We start from the raw sequence: 26,084 nt of genomic DNA, 5'->3' as shown, positions 1-26,084 counted from the left end.
CGCTGGGCCGCCGTCAGAACGGCGGGTCGCCGTCGTCGCGCACGGCGACCGGGTCGGCGGTCTGCTCCGGCGGGAGGGCCGCGTCGGTCGGGTCGATCGTCGGCGCGGGCTGGAGGACGAGGTGGTCGGCTTCGCTGGCCCACTCGTCGAGGTCGCCGAGAGTGTGGTCGGCGGATCCGGGCGTTGTGAGGTAGGTGCGGCCGCGGGGTGAGGTCCAAGCCAGGACGCCGGCTCGGTCCGGGCCGGCGAGGTGTTCGACGGTCCATCGGGACTCGTGCTTGAGCGTGTGATGGCGGCGGCACAGCGCGGCGAGGTTGGTGGAGTCGGTGGTGCCGCCGTGTTCCCAGGCGGTGGTGTGGTCGAGGTCGCAGCGTCGGGCGGGGATGCGGCAGCCGGGGAACCGACAGGTCAGGTCGCGCTGGGTGAGGAACGCGCGCAGGTCGGCGGGCACGACGTAGGAACGCCGGTCGACGGTGAGCAGGGCGCCGGTGACGGGGTCGGTGAGCAGGCGCCGCAGGGTGGGCGCGCGGGCGACCAGGTGGCGTGCGGTCTCCGCGTCGACGGGGATGGTGCCGTCCAGCAGGCCCGGACTCTCGCCGGTGCCGGTGAGCGTCGTGATCGGGACGGTCACGTGGACCGCGGGTCTGACGGTCCGGGCCAGTGTGGCGAGCGGGTCGGGAAGAGGGGCGCAAGTAGGGGCGGTTGACGGGTCTGGCAGGCCCGGCGGTCCGGATCCCGGCGCGGTCCCCGGTGCTGATCCTGGTGGTGTGCCCGGCGGGCTGGCTGGGTCGGTCTCCCGGCCCGGAGGGTCTGCCTCGTTCCTGGTGTGATCCTCGTCGAGGAGTAGGGCCGTGAGGGTCGCGGCGCGCAGCTGCCCGACCCCGCGCGGGTCACCGGTCGTCTTCGCTCTCGTGGCGGTGCGGTGCAGGCGGTCGTAGGCGGCACGCGCGACCGGGGTCGGCAGGTGCGCGGTCAGCCAGGACATCCCGTCGGAGCCGTCGTCGACCCAGACGCCCGCCTTCAGGGCGGCGGCCTGATGCCGGACCTCGGCGGGCACGGGGTGCAGCCGGTCGCGGGCGGCGCGCGCGAGCACCCCGAACCGGGCCGCCGTCATGCCGGGAGCCCTGCCCAGGACCGCGCGCTCGACCTGCCCTGCGACGCTCGGGGGCAGGTCGCCTACTGCGTCCGCGAGCTTGGCCGCGTGCTGGTAGGTGATCGACCCCGCGCACAACGCCTCCAGGGTCGCGGTCGCCTTCGAGGCCAGGACGTCGGCGTCCGCGAGCCAGCCGGCTGCGACGTGCTCGCTGACCCCGAGCATGCACGCGACCTCCGCGACCAGCGCGCGGTGCGCGACCGAGGAGCGTCGTTCCGGCGCCGCCGACGCGACCCGCTCCACCCCGACGTCCAGCAACGCCTCCGGCACCACCCGCGCCGCGCCCAGGACCCGAGCCAGCGCGACCGTGCGGCGACCCGCCGCCGCGTTCACCACCACCTGCTCGTCCGCGGCCTGGTCCAGCGCAGCATCCAGCCGGGAAGCGGCGGTGCTGGGCGGGGTGGCCATACGAGTACTCAACCACCCGCCACCGACACGACGTCGAACAGGCGTTCGAGACCTGTCGCCGGGTGAAGCGACCCGAGAGCAGGTCCACCGCTTCCGCGCGGCGAGCGCGCCCAGCATCATGAGAGTGTGAAGAATGCCCGCCGCGCCGGCGCCGTCGCGGCGGTCGTCCTCGTCCTGGCGACCGCCTGCACCGACGACCCGCCGCCGGTCGACCCGACGTCGCCCGCCGCGTCGTACGTGCGCACCGGGCCGTGGAACGAGGGCGACGCGGCGGCGTTGGACGGCCAGCTCCAGCTGGTCGACGGCTGCCTGGTCGTCGAGAACGGCGGCACGACGACCGTGCCCGTGTTCCCCTCCGACTTCGCGTGGGACCCGCAGGCCCGGACGCTCGAGGCCTTCGGGCTCACCCTGACCGTCGGCGAGCAGGTGTACCTGGGCGGCGGCGTGACCAGCAGCGTCACCGAGCACCTCCCCGACTCGTGCAGCGGGGAGCAGTTCCTGGTCCAGAGCGGCCAGAGCGAGCCCCGCGAAGGCTGACGCCCCGACCCGGGACGAACCGGCCCACGACCGCTCCTGGGCTCACGTCCCAGGAGCCGTCGTCCGCAGGAGCTGCGGGGAGGACGCGAAGCCGAGCCGCTCGTAGACGGGCACCGCCCTGCGGCTCGAGTGGACGGTCGCGTGCGCCGCGCCGCGCCGCGCCGCGTCGCGTGCTCCGACGCGGCCTCCACGAGCGCGGTGCCGAGGCCGCGACCGCGGTGGTCCGAGCGGATGAAGACGGTCTGGATGTCCGCCGACATCCGGCGGGTGGCACCGGGGCGCGGGACGCGCGGGACGAACGCCACCCATGCCATGCCGACGACCTCCCCTCTCGCGCTCCGGGCGACGAAGGCGGCGTGGGAGTCGCCGCGGTCGGCCCACCAGCGATCGAGATCGATGGCGAACTCGTCGACCGCCTGGTCGTCGACCCCCTCGCCGGCGGTGTCGATGCACAGGAGTCGTGCGAGGCCTGCGACGTCGGCGGTGGTCGCCCGGCTGATCAGCATGGGTGCAGTCTGGCGCGGCCCGCCGAGCTACCGCGTGCGGTTCACGCGCAGGATCTCCTCCTGGTACGGCGCGACGACGGTGGGCGACACGCGGCAGTCGAGCATGAGGAACCGGCGCTGGTCGACGGGCTCGCGCGCCCAGGTGCCGAGCCGGTCGAGGTCGGCGAGGCTGCGCACCACGACGCCCTCCGCGCCGACGGCGGCGGCGAGCGCGGCGAAGTCGGTCTCGGGGATGCGCATGGGCTCCTCGGCGAGGCCCTGGCGCCCGTAGACGTGCACCTCGGCGCCGTAGACGGCGTCGTTCCACACGACGGCGACGCCGCGGCCGCCGGCGGTGCGCACGGCGGTCTCGAGGTCGGCGAGGGCCATGAGCCCACCGCCGTCGCCGGTGGTGAGCACGACGGTGGCGTCCGGCTGGGCCGCGGCCGCGCCGGCGACGCTGGGGAAGCCGAGCCCGATGGACTGGAAGGCGGTGCCGACCATCATCATCCGGTCGGGCGACGCCACGGGCCAGTACATGTTGGCCCAGCCGATGAAGTGGCCGCCGTCGGACACGACCACCCGGTCGGCGGGGAGCAGCGCGCCGATGCGGCTCGCGACGCCGCGCGGGTCGAGCCGGCCGTCGGCGGCGAGGCCGTCCGCGGGCCCGGTGTCGTACGTGCGGGCGGCGGCGACGCCGACGGAGTCGCGCCAGCCCGACGGCGCGGCGCCCAGGGCGCGCAGCTCGTCGAGCAGGGCGCGCGTCACGAGCGCGGCGTCCCCGCGGACGAACGAGCCCACGTGGCGGTGCGTCGCGGCCTGCGCGACGTCCACCTGGACGACGCGGGTGCCGGGGGAGAAGAGCTCGCCGAACCGCATCGTGAACTGGTTGAGCGAGGCGCCCACGACGACCGCGACGTCCGCCTCGCGCACCAGCGCCATCGCGCCGTCGGCGCCGAACCCGCCGGCGACGCCGAGGTCGTACCGCCCGTCGGGGAAGACGCCGCGGCCCAGCGCCGTCGTCGCCGTGAGCGCCCCGGTGGCGTCCGCGAGCTCGCCCAGCGCCGAGCTCGCGCCGGCCAGCCAGGCGCCGCGGCCCGCGAGGAGCAGGGGTCGCTCGGCCCCGGCGAGGGCGCGCGCGAGCGCGGTGATGGCGGCGGCGTCGAACGGGCCGGCGGGGGCGAGCGGCCCGGGGAGGGAGGGCTCGGGCGCCTCGGGCACCGGGCCGGCCTCGAGCGCGGCGACGTCGTAGGGGATGGCCAGCACGACGGGCACGCGGTAGGTGAGCGAGTGCTCGATCGCGATGACGGTGGTCGCGGCGGCGTCCGCGCGACCGACGGTATAGGTGCGCGCGCCGACGGCGGCGGCCAGCGCGATCTGGTCCACGTCCCACGGGCGCGGGCCCGACGTCGGCTCGTCGCCCGCGAGGAGCACGAGCGGCACGCGGGCCTGCGCGGCCTCGGCGAGCGCCGTCAGCGTGTTGGTGAAGCCCGCGCCGTACGTGACGGTCGCGGCGGCGATGCGGCCGGAGGCCCGGAAGTAGGCGTCGGCGGCCACGACGCCGCCGGCCTCGTGCCGGACGGCGGTGAACCGGGCGGCCGCGGTGCGCTCGACGTCGTCGAGGAACCAGGCGTTGCCGTTGCCCATGACGCCGAAGACGTGGTCGACGTGCTGGGCGAGGGTGCGGGCGACATGGGCGGACACGGTGGGCACGGGGGCCTCCAGGGGAACAGTGACGGATGAGTGGTGCGGTCCGTATGTGTCCCGTGCGGTCCCGACGCCGGGTCCGACGCGCTGGCGGTGCAGCGGTGCCTGCCGGTGACCGGGCTGCCGTGCGCCCCTTTTTCGAGCGCAAGGCGGCGCGGGTCCGCCTCGACGCCGCGAGTATATCCACCGGTCGGGCGCGATCTCCGACGGGGTCTTGTGGAGGCAGACGGTCAGGCGTAACTTACCGTAAGTGGCTACTGACGTATCCGGGTTCGCCGCCCTGGCGGACCCCACGCGGCGCGAGATCTACCAGCGCGTCGCGGCCCGGCCGTCGTCGGTCGGGGAGCTCGCCGCCGGGCTGCCCGTGAGCCGCCCGGCCGTCTCGCAGCACCTGCGCGTGCTCAAGGACGCCCGGCTGGTCGCCGACGAGGCCGTCGGCACCCGCCGCGTCTATCGCGCCGACCCTGAGGGGCTCGCGATGCTCCGCGAGTACCTGGACCTGTTCTGGCGCCGTTCGCTCGACAGCTTCGCCTCCGTCGCAGAGGAGACCTTCCATGACCACCCCGACCCGACCTGAGACCGCCCCGGTGTCCGTCTCCGTGGACGTCGCCGCCCCGGTCGAGCACGTCTTCGACGTGTTCACGCGGCAGATGTCGACCTGGTGGGACCCGTCCCACCACCTGCTCGACGACACCGTCGACATGGACGTCGAGCTCCGGGCCGGCGGCTCCATCACGGAGGTCGACTCCGCCGGGCGCCGCTGCAGGATCGCCCGCGTGCTCGTCGTCGAGCGTCCCGCGCGGTTCGTCTTCACCTGGGACGTGTCGCCGCGCTGGGAGGTCGAGACCGACCCTGCGCGCTGCAGCGAGGTGCACGTCTCGTTCGTCGCGGTCGACGAACGCCGCAGCCGCGTCGTCCTCGAGCACCGGCACCTCGAGCGGCACGGGGAAGGCTGGGAGGGGATGCGCGACGCCGTCGGCGGCGCCGACGGCTGGGCCGTCGACCTGAGCGGGCTGCAGCGGGCGGCCGGCACGGCATGACCGGGAAAACCGTGGATCGTCGGGGCGGGTCTGCCGTAGCGTCGCGGCCGGCTCGCAGGGAGCCCCGCCGGTCGCGTACCAGGGCGGTGACTGAGAGGTGTGATGCACGATGACGGTCCCGGTGTCGGCGAGCGGGCCTGCCCGCTGCCACGAGCGCACCCACCGGAACCCGTGCAAGGAGCACCACCATGGTCGACCTGAGGATCTTCTCCGTCCGTGAGTCCCGCCATCGCATCCACAACCCGCTGACCGAGCGACAGCTCGCCGACCTCGGGGAGCGGCTCGACCTTCCCGCGGGCACGCGCTTCCTCGACCTGGCCTGCGGGTCCGGCGAGATGCTGTCCACCTGGGCGCGTGACCACGGCGTCACCGGGCGGGGGGTGGACCTCAACCCCGACTTCGTCGCCGCCGCCCGGGCGCGCGCCGACGAGCTCGGCGTCGGCGACGCCGTTCGCTTCGTCGAGGCGGACGCAGCCGGCTACGTGGCCGACGAGCCCGTCGACGTCGGTGCCTGCGTGGGCGCGACCTGGATCGGCGGCGGGGTGCCCGGCACCCTGGACCTGCTGCGCAGGAGCGTCCGGCCCGGCGGGATGCTGCTGGTCGGCGAGCCGTACTGGCGCGTGATTCCGACGTCCCCCGCCGCCCTCGCGGCGTGCGGAGTGGAGTCCGCAGACGCCTACCTGGCGCTTCCCGAGCTGCTGGCGTCGTTCGGCGGCCTCGGGTACGACGTCGTCGAGATGGTCTGCGCCACCGAGGAGTCCTGGGACCGCTACATGGCGCCCCAGTGGCTGACCATGCGCCGCTGGGCGGACACCCACCCGGACGACGAGCTGCACGACGACGTCCGTCGCCTCCTGGCCACCGAGCCGCAGCAGTACGCGGCCGGCGCGCGCGTGCACTTCGGGTGGGGCGTGTTCGCGCTGATCGCCCGCTGATCAGGGCCGCGGTCGGCGGGCGGGCCCGGCCCGTCCGCCGACCGCGCGGGTGCTAGGCGTCCAGGAACAGCTCGACCACCGGCACGGCGACGTCGGGGCGCGCCGTGGGCAGGTGCAGCGTGAGCGTGCCGGGCGGCTGCCCGCCGGGGTTGGTGTTCCACGCCTTCTGGTCCGGGTCGGACACCGACGTGCGCAGCTCGGAACCGTCGTGCAGCAGCTGGGCGTAGCGCACCCGGTCCGCGAGCCCGCGCAGGTGGACGTGCCCGAACGGCCACGCGAACAGGTGGAGGTAGAGGCGGTCGCCGCGCTGCGTGAGCACGACGCCGGGCGGCAGCCCGGGCGCGACGGCGGCCGCGAGCTCAGGGTCGGCCGGGCCCGCACCCGTGATCGACCGCGCGTGCAGGCGCGTCCACGCCCCGAGGGCGGCGAGCGAGGCGGCGTCGCGCGCCGGGATGGCGCCCCGGCCGTCGGGGCCGATGTTGAGCAGCAGGTTGCCGCCCTTGGAGACCGTGTCGACGAGCATGCGCACCAGCAGGTCGGGGTCCTTGAACCGCGTGTTGTCGCGGTCGTAGCCCCAGCTGCCGTTGAGGGTCTGGCACGCCTCCCAGACGACGAGCTCGCCCGCGTCGTCGCGCATCGGCGCATCGGGCTGGTACTGCTCCGGGGTGACGAGGTCGCCAGGGATGCCCAGCCGGTCGTTGACCACGGCCTGGGGCTGCAGCTCGCGGACGAGGGCGAGCAGCGCCTCGGCGTCCCAGTCCTCCGGGTACTTGCCTCGCCAGCCGTCCTTGTCCTCGGCGAACGTGAAGTCGAAGAACACGTAGTCCACCGGCCCGTACCCGGTGAGCAGCTCGCGCACCTGGGCGTGCAGGTACTCGCGGTACTGCGCCATGTCGCGGCCCTCGTTCAGGGCGTGCGCGTCGGGGTCGTCGCGCCGCGGGTGCACGTGGTCCACCGTGAAGTCGGGGTGGTGCCAGTCGATGACCGAGTGGTACATCCCCAGGTGCAGGCCCTCGGCGCGGACGGCCTCGGCAAGCTCCGCCACGAGGTCGCGCCCGCGGGTGCGGGCGATGCTGTAGTCGCTGACGGCGGAGTCCCACAGGGCGAAGCCGTCGTGGTGCTTGGTGGTCAGGACGACGTACTTCATCCCGGCGTCCTTCGCGGCCCGGGCGACGGCGCGCGCGTCGAACAGGTCCGGGTCGAACACCTCGGCGTACCGTGCGTACTGCTCGACGGTCATGCGCTCGTTGCTCATCACCCACTCGTGCCGGGCGGCCGCGGAGTACAGGCCGAAGTGCACGAAGAGGCCGAAGCGGGCCTCGGTGAACCACGCCTGCTCGGGGCGCAGGGGCGGGGCGGCCGTGGTCATGCGGATCACTCCTCGTCGAGCGGCGGGTCCGGCGCGGGGGCCGGTCGAGTCAGGCACGCAGAGATATGACGTCTTGGCGTGCGGTCTGAGGATACTCGGCGAAGGCAGGGCTGGCGCAAGCAGTTGACCCGCCTATACATTGGATGAATCAGTCCGCAGGCCGAGGGAGTCCGGATGTCCGACGTCGTCGTCGACGCGCACCACCACCTGTGGGTCCGCGCGCGGCACCCGCAGGACTGGATCGACTCCGCGACGATGGCGGCGATCGACGCCGACTTCACGACCGCCGACCTGCCCGCCGCGGCGCACGGCGTCGACGCGACCGTCGTCGTGCAGAGCGTGAGCACCTGGGCCGAGACCGAGGACCTGCTCGACGTCGCCGCCTCGCCCGCGGGGCGCGCGGCGCGCATCGCCGGCGTCGTGGGCTGGGCCGACCTCTTCGACCCGGCGCTCGAGGACCGCCTCGCCGCGCTGCGCGAGGGCCCGGGCGGCGACCGTCTCGTGGGGATCCGCACGATGGTGCAGGCCGAGCCCGACCCGGGCTACCTCGACCGCCCCGACGTGCACGCCGGCATCGCAGCCGTCGGCGCGGCGGGCCTGCCGTTCGACCTCGTGGTCCGGGCCGACCAGCTCGCGTCGTGCGCCCGGCTCGCCGCGGCCCTGCCCGGCACGCGGTTCGTGCTCGACCACCTGGGCAAGCCGCCCCTCGCGGCGCTGCACGGCGTCGGCGACCACCCCGGGGACCCGGCCGCCCTGGACGGCTGGCGCGCCGACCTGGCGGCGCTCGCGGCCCGCCCGAACGTCGTCGCAAAGCTGTCCGGGCTGGTCACGGAGGCGCGCTGGGACACCTGGACCACCGCGGACCTGCGCCCCGCCGCCGACCACGCGCTCGACGTCTTCGGCCCGGGCCGCCTCCTGCTCGGCAGCGACTGGCCCGTCTGCCTCCTCGCCTCCGGCTACGGGCGCTGGTGGGCCGCCGCCGACGAGCTGCTGGAGTCCCTGTCCGACGACGAGCGCGCCGCCGTGCGCGGCGGCACCGCCGTCGCCACCTACGGCCTCGCGGTCGACCACCTCACCACCCGCACGAAGGAGCACCCGTGAGCACCGCCCCCCTCGAGAACCCGCCGGAGTTCGCCGGCATCCGCGCGATCGTGACCGGGGGCGCGTCCGGCATCGGCGCGTCCGTCGTGCGCGCCCTGCTCGCCCGCGGCGCCCAGGTGGTCGCGATCGACCGCACGCGCGACGGCGTGCCCGACGGCGCCGGCGCCCAGGTCGCCGACGTCACCGACGACGCCGCCGTGCGCGCCGCCGTCGAGGGCGCGGCCGCCGAGATGGGCGGCATCGACGTCGTCGTGAACAACGCCGGGATCGGCGCGCAGGGCACGGTCGCGGACAACGACGACGCCGAATGGCTGCGGGTGCTCGACGTCAACGTGCTCGGCATCGTGCGCGTGACGCGGGCGGCGCTGCCGCACCTGCGGGCGTCGGAGCACGCCGCCGTCGTCAACACCGCCTCGATCGCGTCGTGGTCCGGGCTGCCGCAGCGCGCCCTGTACTCCGCGAGCAAGGGCGCCGTGCAGGCGCTCACCCTCGCGATGGCGGCCGACCACGTGCGCGAGGGCGTCCGCGTGACCTGCGTGAACCCCGGCACCGTGGACACCCCGTGGGTGGGGCGGCTGCTCGACGCCGCCCCCGACCCGGCCGCCGAGCGCGCCGCGCTCGAGTCCCGCCAGCCCACCGGGAAGCTGGTGAGCCCGGAGGCCGTCGCGCACGCCGTGTGCTACCTCGCGAGCCCGCTCGCGACCGCGACCACCGGCACCGCGCTCGCCGTCGACGGCGGCATGCACGAGCTGCGCGTGCGCCCGCCGGAGCAGGCGTGAGCGCGCTGCCCTCCCGGGAGGTCCGGGCGACCGGGGTCCGGCTGACCGGCCTCGGCTACGGGGCGGCGCAGGCCGGCAACCTCTACCGGGCGACCACGGACGCGGAGACCCAGGAGGCGGTCGACGCCGCGTGGGACGCCGGCGTGCGCTACTTCGACACGGCGCCGCACTACGGGCTGGGGCTGTCGGAGCGGCGGCTCGGCGCGAGCCTGGCCGGCCGCCCGCGGGACGAGTACGTCGTGTCGACGAAGGCGGGGCGCCTGCTGGTGCCGTCGCCGGAGACGGCGCACCAGAAGGACGAGGACATCTTCGACGTGCCTGCCGTGACCCGGCGGGTGTGGGACTTCTCCCGCGACGGCGTGCTGCGGTCGTTGGAGGCGAGCCTCGAGCGCACCGGCCTGGACCGGGTCGACGTCGTGTACCTGCACGACCCGGACGAGCACGAGGAGCAGGCGTTCACCGAGGCCGTCCCGGCGCTGGTGGAGCTGCGCGACCAGGGTGTCGTCGGCGCGATCGGCGCCGGGATGAACCAGTCCGCGATGCTCGCGCGGTTCGTCGCCGAGGCGGACGTGGACGTGGTGATGTGCGCGGGCCGGTTCACGCTGCTGGAGCAGCCCGCGCTGGCCGACCTGCTGCCGGCTGCCGCCGCGCGCGGCGCTTCGGTCGTCGTCGCCGGCGTGTACAACTCCGGGCTGCTGGCCCGCGACGTCGTGCCCGACGACGCGACCTACGACTACGCCCCGGCGCCCGCGGCCCTGCTCGACCGCACGCGCCGCATCGCCGCCGCGTGCGCCGAGCACGGCGTCACGCTGCCGCAGGCCGCGCTCGCCTACGTGCGCACCCACCCCGCGGTGACGAGCACCGTGGTCGGGCTGCGCACCGCCGACCAGGTGCGGCAGGCCGTGGACCGGCACGCCGCCGTCGTCCCCGCCGACCTGTGGACCGACCTGGTGGGCCGGGGGCTCCTCGCCCCCGAGGCCCATCCCGACGCCTTCGCGTGACGTCCCGTCCGCCCCGCCGCCCGCATGGCGGGACGGATGTGACCCGGACGCGACCCGGGCGCATGATCGAGGCGCCCCCCAGAGAGAACAGAGGACATCGATGCAGCTGCTCCGCCTGGGCCCGGTGGGCCAGGAGATCCCCGCCGTCACCACCGCCGGCGCCACCTACGACCTGCGGCCGCTGACCGGCGACGTCGACGGCGGCTTCCTCGCCGCCGACGGCATCGCGCGCACGCGTGCCGCCCTCGCCGCCGGCGAGCTGCCCGTGCTCGACGGCGCGGACGGCCTGCGCCGCGGTGCCCCGATCGCGCGGCCCACCGCCGTCGTGTGCGTGGGCCAGAACTACGCCGCGCACGCGCGGGAGTCCGGGGCGGAGCCCCCGCGCCTGCCGATCATCTTCTTCAAGCACCCGAACACGGTGGTCGGTCCCGACGACACGGTGCCGATCCCGCCCGGCTCGGAGAAGGTCGACTGGGAGGTCGAGCTCGCGATCGTCGTCGGGACGCAGGCGAGCTACCTGCCGTCGCCCGAGGCCGCGCTGGCGCACGTCGCCGGGTACACCGTGGTGGACGACGTCAGCGAGCGGGCCTGGCAGCTCGACGACTCCCTCGGTCAGTGGTCGAAGGGCAAGTGCGGCCCGGCGTTCCTGCCGACGGGCCCCGCGCTGGTACCCGCCGACGAGGTGGACCCGGGTGCGCTGCGGCTGCGGTCGTCCGTCAACGGCGAGCCCCGCCAGGACTCGTCGACGACGGACATGATCTTCGGCGTCGCCGAGATCGTGCACCACCTGTCGCAGTACATGACGCTCGAGCCGGGCGACCTGATCTGCACCGGCACGCCCGAGGGCGTCGCGCTGTCCGGCCGGTTCCCGTACCTGACCGACGGCGACGTCGTCGAGGTCGAGATCGACGGCCTCGGCCGCCAGCGGCACGCGTTCGCCGACGCGCGCGTCCCGGCCGCGGCCGCGCGGGGCTGACGTGCTCCGCTACGAGCTGTTGCACCCGGGCCTCGTCGCGGAGCTCGCCGCGGCGGGGCACGGGTCGCGGGTGCTGCTCGCCGACGCGAACTACCCGCACTCCACGGGCGCCCGGCCGGGCGCCGCGCGCGTGCACCTCAACCTGAGGCCCGGCCTGCTGACCGTGGACCAGGTGCTCGAGGTGCTGCTCGACGCCGTGCCCGTCGAGTCCGCCGCCGTGATGGTGCCCGGCGGCGTAGCGGGCGACGTCGTCGCCGCGGGGGAGGAGATCCCCGCGCACACCGGCTACCGGGCGATGCTCGGGGCCGAGGTCGGCTGGGACGAGCTGGACCGGTTCGCGTTCTACGACGCCGCCCGGTCCGACGACGTCGCCCTGCTGGTCGCCACCGGCGACCAGCGCGTCTACGCCAACCTGCTGCTCACGATCGGGGTCCGGTCCCCCGCGACGTAGCGTCGGGGAGAGGCCTGCTCGTCCCGCTGTGCCCCGATTCGTCAGAGGAACCGGCCAGCCGTCGTCGTGCGCCGGATTTCTCGGCACGCCGTCGCCCAGGCTGGAGCGACGGATCCCCGGCACTTTGACCACAATGGCACGCGGGCCGAGCGGGCTCTCACCTGCGGACCCATCGGTTCGTGGACCTCTGCGGACTGCCAGGCGACCGGGGTCATCTGATCTTTCAGGGTCGAGGGGATATGCAGCGCGTTAATCATCAGGTAGCCTGACTAAAAGTAATCACCGCGGCCGTCCGGCCGCCCGGACGAGATGGTCGCAATGATGCGGAAGCCCCTGTCGGTCAACGAGCGGATGGTCGTCGACCTCCTGCTCGAGCACCAGTCGGCCTCCCGGGCCATGATCAGCAAGGCGACCGGCCTGTCGAAGCCCTCGACCGGTGAGCTTGTCGTCCGGCTCATCGAGGCCGGGCTGGTCACGCCCGTCGGCGAGGTGTCGTCGGCCCAGCGCGGCCCGAACGCGGTGCACTTCCGCGCGGTGACCAACCTCTGCCACGTCGCCGGCGTCGAGATGCAGCCGGGCCGGTTCGTGCACGCGGTCGTCTCCGACCTTTCCGGGGCCGCGCTGTCCGACGTACGCATCCCGCAGCGCGGTGACGACCCCGTCGAGACCGTGGCGGAAGCGGTCGCCGCCGCGAGCGCGGAGGCCGGCATCGAGCCCTCCGACCTGTGGCAGGTGCTCGCGGGAACGCCCGGCGTCGTGAACCCCCAGGGAGACATGGACTTCGTCTCCGGGCACCCGGCCTGGCGTGCGGGGCAGCGCGGCAGGCTCGCCGCACGGCTCGGCTGCCCCGTCGCGCTCGAGAACGACGTCAACCTCGCCGCCCTCGCCGAGGCCGAGAGCGGCAGCGCGGCCGGCGTCGAGAGCTTCACCCTCCTGCGCCTCGACGAGGGCATCGGCGCCGCGACCGTCGTCAACCGCACCCTGCTGCGCGGCGCGCACGGGTACGCGGGCGAGATCGGCCTCGCGCCGACGACGGTCGGCGGCCGGCTCGGCTCCTCGTCCGCCGGCTTTCAGAGCCTCGTCGGCTCGGCGGCGCTCCAGGAGGTGCTCGACGGGCTGGGGCTCGCCGGCACCTCGCCGGAGCAGGCGCTCCGGGACGACGCACCAGGAGAGGCTCTCCGCACGTTCCGCAGCGAGGCGGCGCGACGAGTCGCCGTCGTCGTCACCACGATCTCGACCGTCGTCGACCCGCACTGCGTCGTCCTCGCCGGGACGGTCGGTACGGCGGGGGCCGAGCGCTTCGCCGCGGAGGTCGAGGAGCTGCTCCGCGCGGAGTCGCCCCTGCGGACCGAGGTGGTCCCGTCCCTGCTGGGCGCCGGCGGCGTGGTGAGCGGCGCACTGACCCTTCTGCGCGAGGCCGCGCGGGAGTCCGTCTACGGGATCGGCGCGGTCGCCGCCCCGGTCCGGACCTGGCCCGAGCTGCGCGGCCCCTGACGACCCACCACGCACGACCCAGCACAGCACGCCGCGCGAGAACGACCTCGAGCGACGGCACCGACCGCCACACCTGTGGATCACCACGGACCGCTTCCAGGTCCGGCCCACCGTCGGGTAGACACCTCACGAGGAACGGCTGAAACCATGACCACTCACACCCTCATGCCCCGACCGCGCCGCCGCGGCCGCACGCTTTCGGGCGGCGTCGCCGGCGTCGTCGTCGCTTCCCTCGCCCTGTCCGCGTGCGGTATCGGTGGCGGCTCCGCCGAGGTCGGCGCCGACGGCAAGCCGACCACGGCGGGCAAGTGCGAGCTCTCGGACGAGGTGACCTCCGACCAGCGGCTGGCGGGTGAGCCGTCCGGCGAGATCACCTTCCAGACCACGGCGCTCAAGCAGGACTTCAGCCCGTACTTCGAGAAGCTCATCGCGGCCTTCGAGGAGAAGTACCCGGACGTCACGGTGAAGTGGCAGGACGACCCGGGCGACGCCGAGTTCACCCAGCGCCTCGTGACCAACGCGCAGTCGTGCGACCTGCCCGACGTCGTCAACCTCAACCAGACGACGGCCTACGCGCTCTACCGCGAGAACTTCCTGCTCGACCTCACCACCAAGGGCCCGGAGGACATCGGCGAGTCCTTCATCCCGTCGGTGTGGGAGTCGCAGAAGTTCCCCGGCGACGACGACCACTACGTCCTCCCGTGGTACTGGGGCCTGAACGGCCTGCAGACGTTCAACGAGGACCTCATGAAGGACGCCGGCCTCGACCCGCAGGCCCCGCCGTCGACCGTCATGGAGCAGCTCGAGATGGCGAGCCAGATCGCCGAGAAGTCGGGCGGCGAGTACTACGCGTTCCCGGCGAACCCGTACACGCACGTGCCGAACGACTGGCAGCTCATGAACGCCGCGATCACGAACGCGGACGAGACCGAGTTCACGTTCGCTGACGACCCGAAGATCCAGGAGTGGCTGGCGAAGTACGCGGAGCTGTACGCGGAGGGCGCGCTGCCGAAGGACACCCTCTCGAGCGACGTGGACGTCACGCAGCTCTACTCCGCCGGCGACGTCGTGTGGGGCTCTACCAACGCTTCGTTCCTCCGCTACGTCAAGGACACCAACGAGGCCACCTACGACGTCACGGGCGTCGCCACGCTGTTCGACGCACGCGGCCACGCGTTCCAGGACGGCCAGCTCATCGGCGTCCCGTCCACGTCGAAGAACCCCGTGGCGGCCGTCGCCTTCGCGCAGTTCCTGCTGAGCCCGGAGTGGCAGACGGAGTTCGTCTCCAGCCCGCTGGTCTCCAACTTCCCCTCGACCGAGGAATCGCTGGACATCCCCAAGTTCACGGACATCACCGGCGACTCGCCGCTCGACGAGGCCAACCGTCTGTCGGTCGAGGCCGCGACGGATGCCGAGAACGTCTTCATCTTCGCGTGGTCCGATGCCGTGCAGACCGCGGTCGTCTCCGAGCTCCAGCTCGCGATCTCGGGCAAGAAGCCGGTCGACGAGGCGCTCCAGGCCGCCGAGGACGCCGCGAACCGCATCCTCGAGCAGCAGGGCTGACCGATGGCGACCGACGTCTACGCGGGGACCCTGGCCGCCGGTGAGCCGGTGGCCAGGGTCACCCGGTCCAGCCGGACGCGCACCCGCCGTCCGCGTCCGTCCTCGGGCGCGGCGCTCTACCGGCCCTGGTGGACTCCGTGGCTGTGGGTCGCGCCCGCGATCATCGTCATCGGGGTGTTCGGGGTCTTCCCGTTCCTCAACACCATCCTGCTGTCCTTCACGGACGCCCGGCCGCTCGGCGGCGGCGGCGGCTGGGTCGGCCTGGACAACTACTCGCGCATGGTCGCCGACCCGGCGTTCTGGCTCGCGGTGCGCAACTCTGTGCTCTACGCGGTCGTCGCGGTCCCGCTGCTCGTCGTCCTGCCGCTGATGCTCGCGCAGCTCGTGTACAAGAAGGTCCCCGCCATCGGGTTCTTCCGCACGGCGTTCTACGCACCCGTGGTCGCGTCGATGGTCGCGGTCGCGCTGGTGTGGCAGAACCTCGTGTCCGAGAACGGGCCGATCAACACCGCGCTCCAGCAGGTCGGGATCATCGACTCCCCGATCCCCTTCCTGTCGGACACGACGCTGCTGCTCCTCACCGCCGTCGCGCTGACCGTCTGGAAGGGCCTCGGGTGGTACATGATCTTCTACCTCTCCGCGCTCGCCAGCGTGCCCAAGGACCTGTACGAGGCCGCGTCGCTCGACGGCGCCGGCACGTTCCGCCAGTTCGTCCACGTCACCGTCCCCGGTGTCCGCCTCACGATGCTGCTCGTCGGCATCATGTCGGGCATCGGCTCCCTGCGGGTGTTCACCGAGATCTACATCCTCGGCGGTGCGACGGGCGGCGTCGGCGGCCAGGCACGGACCCTGCCGTTCTACATCCGGGACGTCGCGCTCGACCCGATCTCGGGGAACGTCGGCTACGGCGCGGCGATCTCCGTCGCCCTGTTCGTCCTCACGATCGGTCTCGCGGTCGCGTCGCACAAGCTCGGCTCCAAGGAGGAGGACTGATGACCTGGTGGCGCACGCACGGGCGCACCCGCGCGCTCGTGACGCGGTACGTCCTCCTGCTGGTCGTGCTCGCGATCTCCGTGGGCCCGCTCCTGTGGCAGTTCTTCTCGTCCCTCAAGGGACCGCAGGACGCCCTGTACGGGAGCAGCGCGACCTTCTTCCCGGCGAACCCGACGTTCGCGGCCTACCAGACCGTGTTCGAGCAGGTGCCGATGGGCCTGTACATCCGCAACAGCCTGATCATGTGCCTGCTCACGGTGTTCTCACAGGTCGTCTTCCCGACGCTCGCGGGCTACATGCTCTCGCGCCAGGGATGGCGGGGCCGCGGCGTCTTCTACTGGGTGCTCATCATCTCGATGATGTTCCCGTTCGAGTCGATCATGGTCTCGCTGTACACCCAGATCACCGACCTCGGCCTCGACGACTCGTTCATCGGCGTCTGGCTGCCCGGCGCGATCGCGGCGGTCAACGTCCTCATCACCCGGGCCGCGTTCAGTGCCGTGCCGAACGAGGTCGAGGACGCCGCGATGCTCGACGGCGCCGGCGAGGTCCGCCGGTTCTGGAAGATCTACCTCCCCGCGGCGCGGGGCGCGATGGTCGTCGTCGTCATCAACTCGTTCATCGCCGCCTGGGACGACTTCCTGTGGCCGTTCATCGTGCTGCGGTCGGAAGAGCTGTACACGCTCTCCCTCGGCCTGTCGCGCCTCGCGTCCTCGTCCCTCTCGTACGACCCGCGCGTCACCATGGCCGGGTCCATCATCGCCATCGTGCCGATCCTCGTGCTCTTCGTCGCACTGCAGCGGTACTTCTTCAAGGGTGTGGAATCAGGAGCAGTGAAGTGACCTCGAACCAGGACGTCGTCCAGGACGTCGCGCCGCAGGCGGCCAAGGACGTCATCGTGCCGACGGCGGACCAGCTGCGCTGGCAGCAGCTCGAGGTGGGCATGTTCTTCCACTTCGGCATCAACACGTTCCACGCCAAGGAGTGGAGCGACGGCTCCCTGCCGGCGTCGTCGTTCGACCCGACCGAGCTCGACGCCGACGAGTGGGTGGCCCTGGCCGTGGCCGCGGGCGCGAGGTACGTGGTGCTCACCGCGAAGCACCACGACGGGTTCTGCCTGTGGCCCACCGCGACCACCGACTACTCCGTCGCCTCGTCGCCGTGGCGCGACGGAAAGGGCGACGTGGTGGCCGAGGTCGCCGCTGCGTGCCGCGCCGCGGGGATCGGCCTCGGCCTGTACCTGTCCCCCTGGGACCGGAATCATCCGGCCTACCGGGACCCGGAGGCGTACGCCGACGTCTACGTCGCCCAGCTCACCGAGCTCTGCACCCGGTACGGGCCGCTCGTCGAGCTGTGGTTCGACGGTGCGGGCTCCGAGGGGTACACCTACGACTGGGCGCGCGCCATGGAGGTCGCGCGCACGCACCAGCCGCAGGCGATGGTGTTCAACATGGGCGCTCCGACGATCCGGTGGGTCGGCAACGAGGACGGGCTCGCGAGCGACCCCGTCGAGTACGTCGTGCACCACACGCAGATGAGCAACTACACGGTCGTCACGACGCAGTTCGCGGAGGCGCTGTACCTGCCCCCGGAGTGCGACGTGTCCGTGCGCCGGGGCTGGTTCTGGGCCGAGGACGACGAGCCCAAGTCGCTGGAGCACCTGCTGGCCATCTACTACCGGTCCGTCGGCCTGGGCGCGAACCTGCTGCTCAACGTCCCGCCGGACCGTCGTGGCCGCATCGCCCCGGCGGACGCCGCGGTGGTCACGGCGTTCGGCGACGAGGTCCGTGCGCGGTTCGGGGACCCCGTCGCGGCGGCCGTCACCCGCATCGGGGACACCACGTGGCGTGCCGACCTCGGCGACGAGCCCGTCGAGCTCGACCACGTGCTGGTCCGGGAGGACCTCACTACGGGCCAGCGGATCGCGCGGCACGAGGTCCGCCGCGGCGGGACCGTGGTGGCCGCGGGCGGCACGGTCGGGGCGGGGCGGCTGCACGTCCTGGACACCCCCGCCACGCGGGAGCTCGAGATCGAGCTGGAGGGCCCGGGCGCTCGCCTCGCAGAGGTGCTGGTGTACCGGACCGGCCACCGGACCGCACCGGTGGTCCCGGAGGGTTACAGCGCGCCGACCGACTACCCGGAGGACTGAGCGCGTGCACGACCGGAACCTGCAGGACGTGACCGCGGCCGGGACGGTCCATCGCACGGACCTGAGTGGACCGGGCTGGACCGTGCGGCTGGGCGGAGCCCTAGCAGCCGGTGCGGACGGTCCGGCCGACGACGTCGTCGCGCGCCTGCGTGACGGGATCGCGGCGTCGGTCCCGGGGTGCGTCCACGACGACCTGCTCGCTGCGGGCGTCATCGCGGACCCGTACGTCGACGACAACGCCGCCGCGGTGCGCTGGGTGGGAGAGAGCGACTGGGTGTACGAGGCGGACGTCGAGCTGACGGACGCCCTCACGGCCGGCCGGGTCGAGCTCGTCCTCGACGGCCTCGCCACCGTCGCCACGGTCCGCGTCAACGGCCGTGAGGCCGTGGCGACGGCGAACATGCACCGCGCGTACGCGGTCGACGTGTCCGCGCTCGTCCGCCCTGGCGCGAACCGGCTTGCCGTCGAGCTCTCCTCGGCCGCACGGGCGATGCTCGCCGCCGACGACGGCACCCTGCCGTACGACTGGGCCTACCCGTACAACCGGCTGCGCGTCATGGCGTCGAGCGTGGGATGGGACTGGGCGCCTCCGCTGGTGTCGGCCGGCCTGTGGCGCCCCGCCCGGATCGAGGCGTGGAGCGGCGTACGGCTGCGTTCGCACGCGCGCGGCGAGGTCTCGGCGGACCTCGCCGGGCGCCGGGTCGTGGTCGCCGTCGAGCTCGACGGGCAGGACGGCGAGGTCGTCATGGGCGAGGTCGAGATCGGGTTCGGCGAGCACCGGTCGCGGCACGTGGTGATCGGCCGCGACGAGATCGTCCTCGACGTGCCGGACGCCGAGCTGTGGTGGCCGCGCGGGTACGGCGCCCCGACGCTCCACGAGGTCACCATCGCGCTCGTCGGGACGGACCAGGAGCAAGCCCACCGGGTCGGGCTGCGCCGCGTCGACCTCGACACGACTCCGGACGCGCACGGGCGCCGGTTCGTCGTCGTGGTCAACGGGCGCGAGGTCTTCGCGCTCGGCGCGAACTGGATCCCCGACGAGCTGCTGGTCTCGCGCATGACGGCCGGGCGCTACGCGGAGCGCGTGGACCAGGCGGTCGCGGCGAACATGAACATGCTGCGCGTGTGGGGCGGCGGCGTCTACGAGGCCGCCGCGTTCTACGCGGCCTGCGACGCCGCGGGGATGCTGGTCTGGCAGGACTTCGCGTTCGCCTGCGCCGCCTACCCCGAGGAGGAGCCGCTGCGCTCCGAGGTCGAGGCGGAGGCGCGGGAGCAGGTGCGCCGCCTCGCCGCGCACCCGAGCGTCGTCGTGTGGAACGGCTCCAACGAGAACCTCCAGGGCTGGAGCGACTGGGGCTGGCCCGACCGGGTCGGGACCCGCACGTGGGGCGAGGGGTACTACCGCCAGCTCCTGCCGCAGATCGTCGCCGAAGAGGCCCCGGGCACCCCCTACGTGCCGTCGAGCCCGTTCTCGTCGACCGACGGCGTCGGGCCGAACGTCGACGGGGAGGGCACGAGCCACCTCTGGGACCAGTGGAACCTGTACGACCACACGACGTACCGCCACCACGTCCCGCGCTTCGCCGCCGAGCTCGGATTCCAGGCCCCGCCCACGTGGGCGACGCTCGCGGCCGCGCTCACCGAGCGCCCGGTCGACGTGCGGGGCGACGCCCTCGCGACCCGCCAGCGGCAGGTCGGCGGGATGCGCCACCTCGTGCGCCGGCTCGACGGGCACGTCCCCGACCCCGACCGCCTGCTCGACGACGTCGACGACTGGTCCTGGGCGACCCAGCTCAACCAGGCCGACGCCCTGCGCACCGCCGCCGACCACCTGCGCGGCTCATGGCCGCGCACCGCCGGGATGCTCGTGTGGCAGCTCAACGACGCGTGGCCGGGGATCTCGTGGTCGGTGATCGACCACGGCGGGCGGCCCAAGCCCGGGTGGCACGCGCTGCGCCGGGCGTACGCGCCGCGCACCCTCTCGATCCAGCCGCACGACGGCGCACCCCGGGTGGTCCTCGTCAACGACACGGACGCGGTGTGGCGGGCGCGCGTCGTCGTGCGGCGCGTGCACGTCGTGGGCGGTCCGCTCGGCGCGCCGGCGGAGGTGGAGCACATGGTCGAGGTCGCGCCCCGGTCGGTCGCACGGTGGGACGTGCCGCCGCAGGTCGCGCTCGCCGGCGCTCGCCGCGACGAGGTGCTCGTGGCGGACTGCGACGGCCTGCGTGCGTGGTCCGCGCTGTGCCGCGAGGACGGCGTGCGCTGGGCCAGGCCGGCGCCGGCGGTCGAGGCCGAGAGGACCCCGCTGGGCTGGCGCGTGCGGATCACGGCGGACGTGGTGACCTGCGACGTCGCGCTGCTCGTCGACCGGCTCGACCCTGCGGCACGGGTCGACGACCTGCTGACGCTCCTGCTCCCCGGCGAGACCGTCGAGCTCGACGTGACCGGCGCCGAGGCCGCCGACCCGGCGGCGTTCGGCGCACGCCCCGTACTGAGGACGAGGAACGACCTGTGGCACCGATGACGCACGAGGCCCCCGCACCCTGCGTGCACGGCGCCGGGACCGACCCGGCTCGGCGGCGCGCCGCCGAGGTGATGGCAGGCATGTCCCTGCGCGAGCGGGTCGGCCAGCTCAACCAGCGGCTGCTCGGGTGGCAGGCCGTCGAGCGCACGGCCCAGGGGACGTGGCGGACCACCGACCTGCTGCGCGAGGAGGTCGACCGGTGGGGCGGGCTGGGCGCGCTGTACGGCCTCTTCCGCGCCGACGCGTGGTCCGGGCGGGGCTGGGCCGACGGGATCCGGCCGGAGGAGCGGGCCGAGGTCGCCGCGCTCGTCGTCGACGAGGTGCGCGCCGCGTCCGGGCAGGACGTCGGGCCGCTGCTCGTCGAGGAGGCCCCCCACGGGCACCAGGCGCTCGGCGCCGAGCTGCTGCCCGTCAACCTGGCCGTGGGCGCCACCTGGGACGCCGAGCTGTACCGGCAGGCGTGCGCGTCGGTCGCCACGTCGCTGCGCGCCGACGGCGTGCACCTGGCGCTCGTGTCCACCCTCGACCTGCTCCAGGACCCCCGCTGGGGCCGCTCCGAGGAGTGCTACGGCGAGGTCCCGGCGCTGGCGGCGCGGATGACGGAGGCCGCGGTCGTGGGCATGCAGGGGCGCGACCGCTCGCGCCTGGCCGACGGGAGCGGCGTCGGCGTCGTCCTCAAGCACTTCGCCGCGCAGGGCGCCGGTGCCGGCGGCCGCAACGGGCACTCCGCTGCGCTGGGGCCGCGGGACCTCTCCGAGCTGCACCTGCCCGCCGCGCGCGCAGGGGTCGCGGCGGGGGCCCTCGGCCTCATGGCCGCGTACAACGACATCGACGGCGTCCCGTGCGTCGCGAACCGTGCGCTCCTGACCGACCTCCTGCGGGGGAAGTGGGGCTTCGACGGCCTGGTCATGGCCGACGGGCTCGCCGTCGACCGGATCGTCGAGCAGGCCGGGGGCCTGGTGGCGGCGGCCGCCACGGCGCTCCATGCCGGCGTCGACCTGTCGCTGTGGGACCGGTCGTTCACGATGCTGGAGGAGGCGGTGGCGCAGTCGCCCGACCTTCTGTCCCGCGCCGTGGACGAGGCCTGCCTGCGCGTGCTCACGGTCAAGGCCCGGTCGGGCCTCCTGGGGCCCGTGGACGAGGCGCGGCCCTCCGACCGTCCGGCCACCGGCGACCTCTCCGTCGCGATAGCCGCCCGGTCCGCGGTCCTGCTGCGCAACGAGCCCGCCGCGGGGGCGGACCGTCCCGCCCTGCCCGTCGCCCCCGGGGGACGGTGGGTCGTCACCGGTCCGCGCGCCGACGACGTCGACGCCCTGCTCGGCGACTACGTGGCCCCGCTCGCCCCGGACCGCCGGGTGTCGGTCGCGGATGCTCTGGTGGCGTCGGCCGGCGCGCACGGCGTGGTGGTCGAGCGCGCGGATGCCGACGACGTCCCCGCGGTCGCGGCGGCGGACGGGGTCGTGGTCGTGCTGGGCGGGTCGAGCCACCGCGCCTACACGGACGAGTTCGCGGGCAACGGCGCGAACGCCGGCCAGACCGCCGCGGACTGCGGCGAGGGCGTCGACCTCGCGTCCCCGGTGCTGCCCGCCGGGCAGGTCGAGACGCTCGCCGCGGTGCGCGCGGCGGCCCGCGGCCCCGTCGTCGCCGTCGTCCTCGCCGGGCGCCCGTACGTGCTCGCGGACGTCGTCGCGCACTCCGACGCCGTCCTCCTCGTCTTCTACCCGGGGCCGGCCGGGGGCCGGGTGGTCGCCGACCTGCTGCTCGGCGTGCGCCAGCCCGTCGGCCACCTGCCGGTGACGCTGCCCGCGCACCCGGGCGCGATCCCGGTGCGTGACGACGAGCGGATGCCCGCCGAGGGCGTCTACCGCGACGTCCCGGAGCCGGTGCTGGCACGCGTCGGGGACGGGATCGGCTACGGCGGTCTCGACGTCGACGGGGTCCGGCTCTCGGTGAGCGGCGAGGACCTGGTGGTCGAGGCGGACGTCCGTGCCGCCGCGGGGGACTGGGACGGCGAGGGCCTGCTGCTCGTCCGGTCGCGGCGCGTCGGCGGCGTGGACTGGGCGCGCACCGTCGTCGTCGGGTGGGAGCGTGTGAGCGTCGCCTCCGGGGACGGGGCGCGGGTGTCGGTGCGCGTCCCGTGCGACGAGATCCTGCGCCCGGACCTGGCCCTCGCGGTCCTCGCGGACCGGCGCGCGCGCGTCGAGGTGGCACTCGCCGGGCGGCGGTGGTCGTTCGACGTCGCGCAGGACGGAGCCGGGGAGGTGACCGTCGATGGGGCTCGAGCCTGACGACGTGACCCTCGGTCGCGTCCGGCGCTTCGTCGACGAGCGGCTCACCCCGGCTCTGGACGCCGCGAGCGCGCCGATCACCGTGACGGCCTGGTCGCAGCCGGGGGAGCCCGTGCGCCCCGACGTGGTCCTGGCCCTGCCGGACGACGCATTCCACCCCGTGGCCCCGGGCGAGCCCTGGGGCGAGCCGTGGTCGACGACCTGGCTGCGGCTGCGCGGCGAGGTGCCGGCCGCGTGGGCGGGCGAGGAGTCGCTCGTCGACCTGGAGGTGGACCTCGGGTTCACGCGCGACACGCCCGGCTTCCAGGCCGAGGGCACGGCGCGCGCGCATGACGGCCGGGTGCTCAAGGGCATCTCGCCGTACAACCGGCGCGTGCCTCTCCCGCTCCTCCTGCGCGCGGACCGCACCGGCTGGGACGCATGGTCCGCCGGAGAGGCGGCCCTGCCGGTGGACGTGTGGGTGGAGGCCGCGGCCAACCCGGTCATGGACCCGGACTTCACCTTCGCTCCGACGCCGCTCGGCGACCCCGCGACGCTGCCCGCCGTCCCCCAGTACGCGTGGGGCGAGATCGGCCTGCGGCTGCGTGACGACGCCACGTGGGGGCTGTGGCGCGACGTGCGCGTCCTGCGCGAGCAGCTCGAGGTGCTGTCCGGCCCCGGGCTGCGTCGCGGCCGGGTCCTGCGGGCGCTCGCGCGCATGCTCGACGTCGTGCAGGTCGCGACGCCCGAGGCGCTCCGTGCGTCGGCCCCCGCGGCGCGCGCGGAGCTCGCCGGGGTGCTGGCCGAGGGCAACGGGGACGGCGGGCACGAGGTCGTGGCTGTCGGCCACGCGCACATCGACTCCGCCTGGCTGTGGCCCTTCCGGGAGACGCGCCGGAAGGTCGTGCGGACGTACTCCAACGCCCTCGCGCTGCTGGAGGAGTACCCCGAGACGACGTTCGTGACCTCCTCCGCGCAGCACCTCGCGTGGGTGCAGGAGAGCGAGCCGGAGCTGTTCGAGCGGATCCGGTCGGCCGTCGGCGCGGGCCGGTTCGTCCCGGTGGGCGGGATGTGGGTCGAGTCCGACACGGTGCTGCTGTCGGGGGAGTCCATGGCGCGACAACTCCTGGAGGGGACCACCTGGTTCGCGGACGAGCTCGGGGTGCGGTGCCGCGAGGTGTGGCTGCCCGACTCGTTCGGCTACTCCGCCGCCCTGCCGCAGATCTTCCGTGCCGCCGGCATGCGCCGGTTCCTGTCGCAGAAGATGTCGTGGAACGACACCAACCGGATGCCGCACCACACGTTCACCTGGGAGGGGATCGACGGTTCGCGCGTGCTCGCGCACTTTCCGCCGGTCGACAACTACAACAGCGACCTCACCCCGCGCCAGCTCGCGCACGCGGAGGCGAACGTCGCGGACTCCGACACGGTGTCCGCCGAGCTCTCGCTCGCACCGAGCGGGTGGGGCGACGGCGGGGGCGGCCCGACGCGCGAGCACGCCGAGACGGCGCGGCGCGTGCGCGACCTCGCCGGCTCGGCCCGCGTGGCCTGGGGCACCCCCGAGGACTTCTTCGCCCGCTCGGAGGCGCTCGCCGCCGCCGCGCAGGAGCGGGGCGAGGCATCGCCCGTGTGGGTCGGTGAGATGCCGCTCGAGCTGCACCGCGGCATCTCGACGTCGCAGCAGCGGCTCAAGGCGGACAACCGGCGGAGCGAGTCGGCGCTGCGCGAGGCCGAGCTCTGGTGTGCGACGGCGACGCGGCGCACCGGGGCCGCCTACCCGCTCCACGAGCTGCGCGACCTGTGGCGTACCGTGCTGGTGCACCAGTTCCACGACGTGCTCCCGGGTTCGTCCATCGCCTGGGTGTACCAGGACGCGGCGCGCGACCACGAGCGGGTCCAGCGGCGGTGCGCCGAGCTGGTCGCGGGTGCGCTGGACGTGCTCGCCGGTCGGGCGCAGGGCGACCTGACAACCGGCCGGGGGGAGCTGTGGGCGAACCCGAGCCCCGTCGTCCTCGACGGCGTCCCGCCGCTGTCCGTGGGCCCGCGTCGCGCGGCGGAGTCTCTGCCCGCGCGGGCGGTCGGCGCGACGTGGATCCTCGAGGACGACGCGCTGCGCGTCGTCGTCGACGGATCCGGCCACGTGCTCTCGCTCGTCGACCTCACGACCGGGCGCGACGCGGTCGCCGCGGCGGGACCGGCCAACGTCGTGCGCCTGTTCCGCGACCTGCCCAACCGCTGGGACGCGTGGGACATCGACGCGCACGCGCACCGCGTGTCCCGGGACGTCCCCGAGGCCCGCGTCCGGGTCGAGGACGGCTCGATCGTCGTCGAGCGCGTGCTCGGGCCCGGTGACAGCACCCTGGCGCAGCGGCTCGAGCTCGTGGACGGCGCGCTCGAAGTGACGACGGCTGTGGACTGGAACGAGCGCGAGGAGCTCCTCGTGCTGTCGTGGCCGCTCGACGTGCGCGCGCAGGAGGTGGCGGCCGAGACGCAGTTCGGTCACGTCCGCCGCCCCACGCACCGCAACACGAGCTGGCAGTCGGCGCGGTTCGTCGACGTCGCCCACCGCTGGGTCCACGTGGGGGACGCCGGCTTCGGCGTCGGCATCGCCAACCGCACGACCCAGGGGTACGACGCGGCGAGCGAGGTCCGCCCCGACGGCGGGACCACGACGACGGTGAACCTGCACCTGCTCCGGGGACCGCAGTACCCCGACCCCGGGGCCGACCTCGGGCGGCACACGTTCGTCCACCGCCTGCGCCCCGGGGCCGACGTCGCCGACGCCGTTCGGGACGGCTACGCCCTGTCGCTCCCGCCGCGCCAGGTGTCGTCCGGGCGAGCAGCCGTCGAGCCGCTGGTGCGGGTCGACGGGCCGGGCCTCCTCGTGGAATCGGTCAAGCTCGCGCACGACGGGAGCGGGGACCTGGTCGTCCGGCTGTACGAGCCGTACGGCGCGCAGGCGAGCGCCGGGGTCGCGTTCGACGGGCCCGGGACGGTCGCGCGCGTCGACCTGCTCGAGGAGCCGCTCGGGGACGGGGCCGACGGCTGCCGCAGCTTCGAGGGATGGACGGCGGACGACGCGTGCGGAGCCGCACTGGTCGTGCGGCCCTTCGGCATCGTCACCCTTCGGGTGACAGAGGTGGGGGCCTGAG

The 26,084-nt window shown here is 74.3% G+C and carries 20 protein-coding genes and 1 pseudogene; 17 read left to right on the top strand and 4 right to left on the bottom strand.

The annotated features are described in order from the left end of the window. Nucleotides 1–13: 13 nt before the first annotated feature. The gene (locus ACFQ8T_RS10600) at nucleotides 14–1,561 is read right to left on the bottom strand and encodes a DUF222 domain-containing protein (protein ID WP_430546498.1); all 1,548 of its coding nucleotides are present in this window, start codon (nucleotides 1,559–1,561) and stop codon (nucleotides 14–16) included. 126 nt (nucleotides 1,562–1,687) lie between these two features. Between ACFQ8T_RS10600 and ACFQ8T_RS10595 the strand changes: the two genes are divergently transcribed. Then, nucleotides 1,688–2,098, top strand: coding sequence for a hypothetical protein (locus ACFQ8T_RS10595; RefSeq protein WP_430546533.1), 411 nt, complete (start codon nucleotides 1,688–1,690; stop codon nucleotides 2,096–2,098). 155 nt (nucleotides 2,099–2,253) lie between these two features. Here the strand turns inward: ACFQ8T_RS10595 and ACFQ8T_RS10590 are convergent. Continuing rightward, a pseudogene (locus ACFQ8T_RS10590) lies at nucleotides 2,254–2,604 on the bottom strand (GNAT family N-acetyltransferase); the annotation flags it as partial. A 27-nt stretch (nucleotides 2,605–2,631) separates the two neighbouring features. Continuing rightward, nucleotides 2,632–4,296, bottom strand: coding sequence for a thiamine pyrophosphate-binding protein (locus tag ACFQ8T_RS10585; RefSeq protein WP_430546497.1), 1,665 nt, complete (start codon nucleotides 4,294–4,296; stop codon nucleotides 2,632–2,634). Between the two features lie 244 nt (nucleotides 4,297–4,540). On the opposite strand from ACFQ8T_RS10585, the gene ACFQ8T_RS10580 reads away from it, so the two are divergent. From ACFQ8T_RS10580 to ACFQ8T_RS10570, 3 genes are all read left to right on the top strand, one after another. Beyond that, the gene (locus ACFQ8T_RS10580) at nucleotides 4,541–4,867 is read left to right on the top strand and encodes an ArsR/SmtB family transcription factor (protein ID WP_430546496.1); all 327 of its coding nucleotides are present in this window, start codon (nucleotides 4,541–4,543) and stop codon (nucleotides 4,865–4,867) included. Further along, nucleotides 4,845–5,330 carry an SRPBCC domain-containing protein gene (locus tag ACFQ8T_RS10575; RefSeq protein WP_430546495.1) on the top strand — a complete coding sequence of 162 codons (486 nt, stop codon included), beginning with the start codon at nucleotides 4,845–4,847 and terminating at the stop codon, nucleotides 5,328–5,330. Before ACFQ8T_RS10580 ends, ACFQ8T_RS10575 begins: the two co-directional genes overlap by 23 nt. Nucleotides 5,331–5,518: 188 nt before the next feature. Further along, nucleotides 5,519–6,265: an SAM-dependent methyltransferase gene (locus ACFQ8T_RS10570; protein WP_430546494.1), complete on the top strand. Its 747-nt coding sequence runs from the start codon at nucleotides 5,519–5,521 to the stop codon at nucleotides 6,263–6,265. A gap of 52 nt (nucleotides 6,266–6,317) precedes the next feature. Here the strand turns inward: ACFQ8T_RS10570 and ACFQ8T_RS10565 are convergent, their stop codons facing one another. Then, nucleotides 6,318–7,634, bottom strand: a complete 1,317-nt coding sequence (locus ACFQ8T_RS10565) for an alpha-L-fucosidase (protein WP_430546493.1) — start codon at nucleotides 7,632–7,634, stop codon at nucleotides 6,318–6,320. 174 nt (nucleotides 7,635–7,808) lie between these two features. On the opposite strand from ACFQ8T_RS10565, the gene ACFQ8T_RS10560 reads away from it, so the two are divergent. From ACFQ8T_RS10560 to ACFQ8T_RS10500, 13 genes are all read left to right on the top strand, one after another. Next, on the top strand, nucleotides 7,809–8,735 hold the full coding sequence (locus ACFQ8T_RS10560; protein ID WP_430546492.1) for an amidohydrolase family protein: 927 nt from the start codon (nucleotides 7,809–7,811) through the stop codon (nucleotides 8,733–8,735). Then, complete coding sequence (locus ACFQ8T_RS10555; protein WP_430546491.1) at nucleotides 8,732–9,514, top strand: SDR family NAD(P)-dependent oxidoreductase; 783 nt, start codon at nucleotides 8,732–8,734, stop codon at nucleotides 9,512–9,514. The genes ACFQ8T_RS10560 and ACFQ8T_RS10555 overlap by 4 nt, the downstream gene beginning before the upstream one ends. Further along, the gene (locus ACFQ8T_RS10550; protein WP_430546490.1) at nucleotides 9,511–10,515 is read left to right on the top strand and encodes an aldo/keto reductase; all 1,005 of its coding nucleotides are present in this window, start codon (nucleotides 9,511–9,513) and stop codon (nucleotides 10,513–10,515) included. The genes ACFQ8T_RS10555 and ACFQ8T_RS10550 overlap by 4 nt, the downstream gene beginning before the upstream one ends. Before the next feature lie 100 nt (nucleotides 10,516–10,615). After that, nucleotides 10,616–11,491: a fumarylacetoacetate hydrolase family protein gene (locus tag ACFQ8T_RS10545; RefSeq protein ID WP_430546489.1), complete on the top strand. Its 876-nt coding sequence runs from the start codon at nucleotides 10,616–10,618 to the stop codon at nucleotides 11,489–11,491. A 1-nt stretch (nucleotide 11,492) separates the two neighbouring features. Then, nucleotides 11,493–11,942: an RbsD/FucU family protein gene (locus ACFQ8T_RS10540; protein ID WP_430546488.1), complete on the top strand. Its 450-nt coding sequence runs from the start codon at nucleotides 11,493–11,495 to the stop codon at nucleotides 11,940–11,942. 321 nt (nucleotides 11,943–12,263) lie between these two features. After that, nucleotides 12,264–13,436: an ROK family protein gene (locus ACFQ8T_RS10535; RefSeq protein ID WP_430546487.1), complete on the top strand. Its 1,173-nt coding sequence runs from the start codon at nucleotides 12,264–12,266 to the stop codon at nucleotides 13,434–13,436. A gap of 147 nt (nucleotides 13,437–13,583) precedes the next feature. After that, nucleotides 13,584–14,999: an extracellular solute-binding protein gene (locus tag ACFQ8T_RS10530; RefSeq protein WP_430546486.1), complete on the top strand. Its 1,416-nt coding sequence runs from the start codon at nucleotides 13,584–13,586 to the stop codon at nucleotides 14,997–14,999. 3 nt (nucleotides 15,000–15,002) lie between these two features. Next, nucleotides 15,003–15,992, top strand: coding sequence for a carbohydrate ABC transporter permease (locus tag ACFQ8T_RS10525; protein ID WP_430546485.1), 990 nt, complete (start codon nucleotides 15,003–15,005; stop codon nucleotides 15,990–15,992). Continuing rightward, a complete protein-coding gene (locus ACFQ8T_RS10520) occupies nucleotides 15,992–16,834 on the top strand; it encodes a carbohydrate ABC transporter permease (protein ID WP_430546484.1) in 843 nt (280 codons plus the stop codon). The genes ACFQ8T_RS10525 and ACFQ8T_RS10520 overlap by 1 nt, the downstream gene beginning before the upstream one ends. Further along, the gene (locus ACFQ8T_RS10515) at nucleotides 16,831–18,141 is read left to right on the top strand and encodes an alpha-L-fucosidase (RefSeq protein ID WP_430546483.1); all 1,311 of its coding nucleotides are present in this window, start codon (nucleotides 16,831–16,833) and stop codon (nucleotides 18,139–18,141) included. The genes ACFQ8T_RS10520 and ACFQ8T_RS10515 overlap by 4 nt, the downstream gene beginning before the upstream one ends. A 4-nt stretch (nucleotides 18,142–18,145) precedes the next feature. Further along, the gene (locus ACFQ8T_RS10510) at nucleotides 18,146–20,665 is read left to right on the top strand and encodes a glycoside hydrolase family 2 protein (RefSeq protein ID WP_430546482.1); all 2,520 of its coding nucleotides are present in this window, start codon (nucleotides 18,146–18,148) and stop codon (nucleotides 20,663–20,665) included. Then, entirely contained in the window at nucleotides 20,662–22,953 is a 2,292-nt protein-coding gene (locus tag ACFQ8T_RS10505; protein WP_430546531.1) for a glycoside hydrolase family 3 N-terminal domain-containing protein, read from the top strand. The genes ACFQ8T_RS10510 and ACFQ8T_RS10505 overlap by 4 nt, the downstream gene beginning before the upstream one ends. After that, the gene (locus ACFQ8T_RS10500; protein WP_430546481.1) at nucleotides 22,937–26,083 is read left to right on the top strand and encodes an alpha-mannosidase; all 3,147 of its coding nucleotides are present in this window, start codon (nucleotides 22,937–22,939) and stop codon (nucleotides 26,081–26,083) included. The genes ACFQ8T_RS10505 and ACFQ8T_RS10500 overlap by 17 nt, the downstream gene beginning before the upstream one ends. Nucleotide 26,084 lies beyond the last annotated feature (1 nt).

Origin of the sequence: Isoptericola sp. NPDC056618, from assembly GCF_042792715.1 — a bacterium.
In the GTDB taxonomy this organism is placed as follows: domain Bacteria; phylum Actinomycetota; class Actinomycetes; order Actinomycetales; family Cellulomonadaceae; genus Isoptericola; species Isoptericola nanjingensis.
The sequence above is the reverse complement of the archived record's forward strand: the minus strand, read 5'-3'. Positions and strand labels throughout refer to the sequence as shown.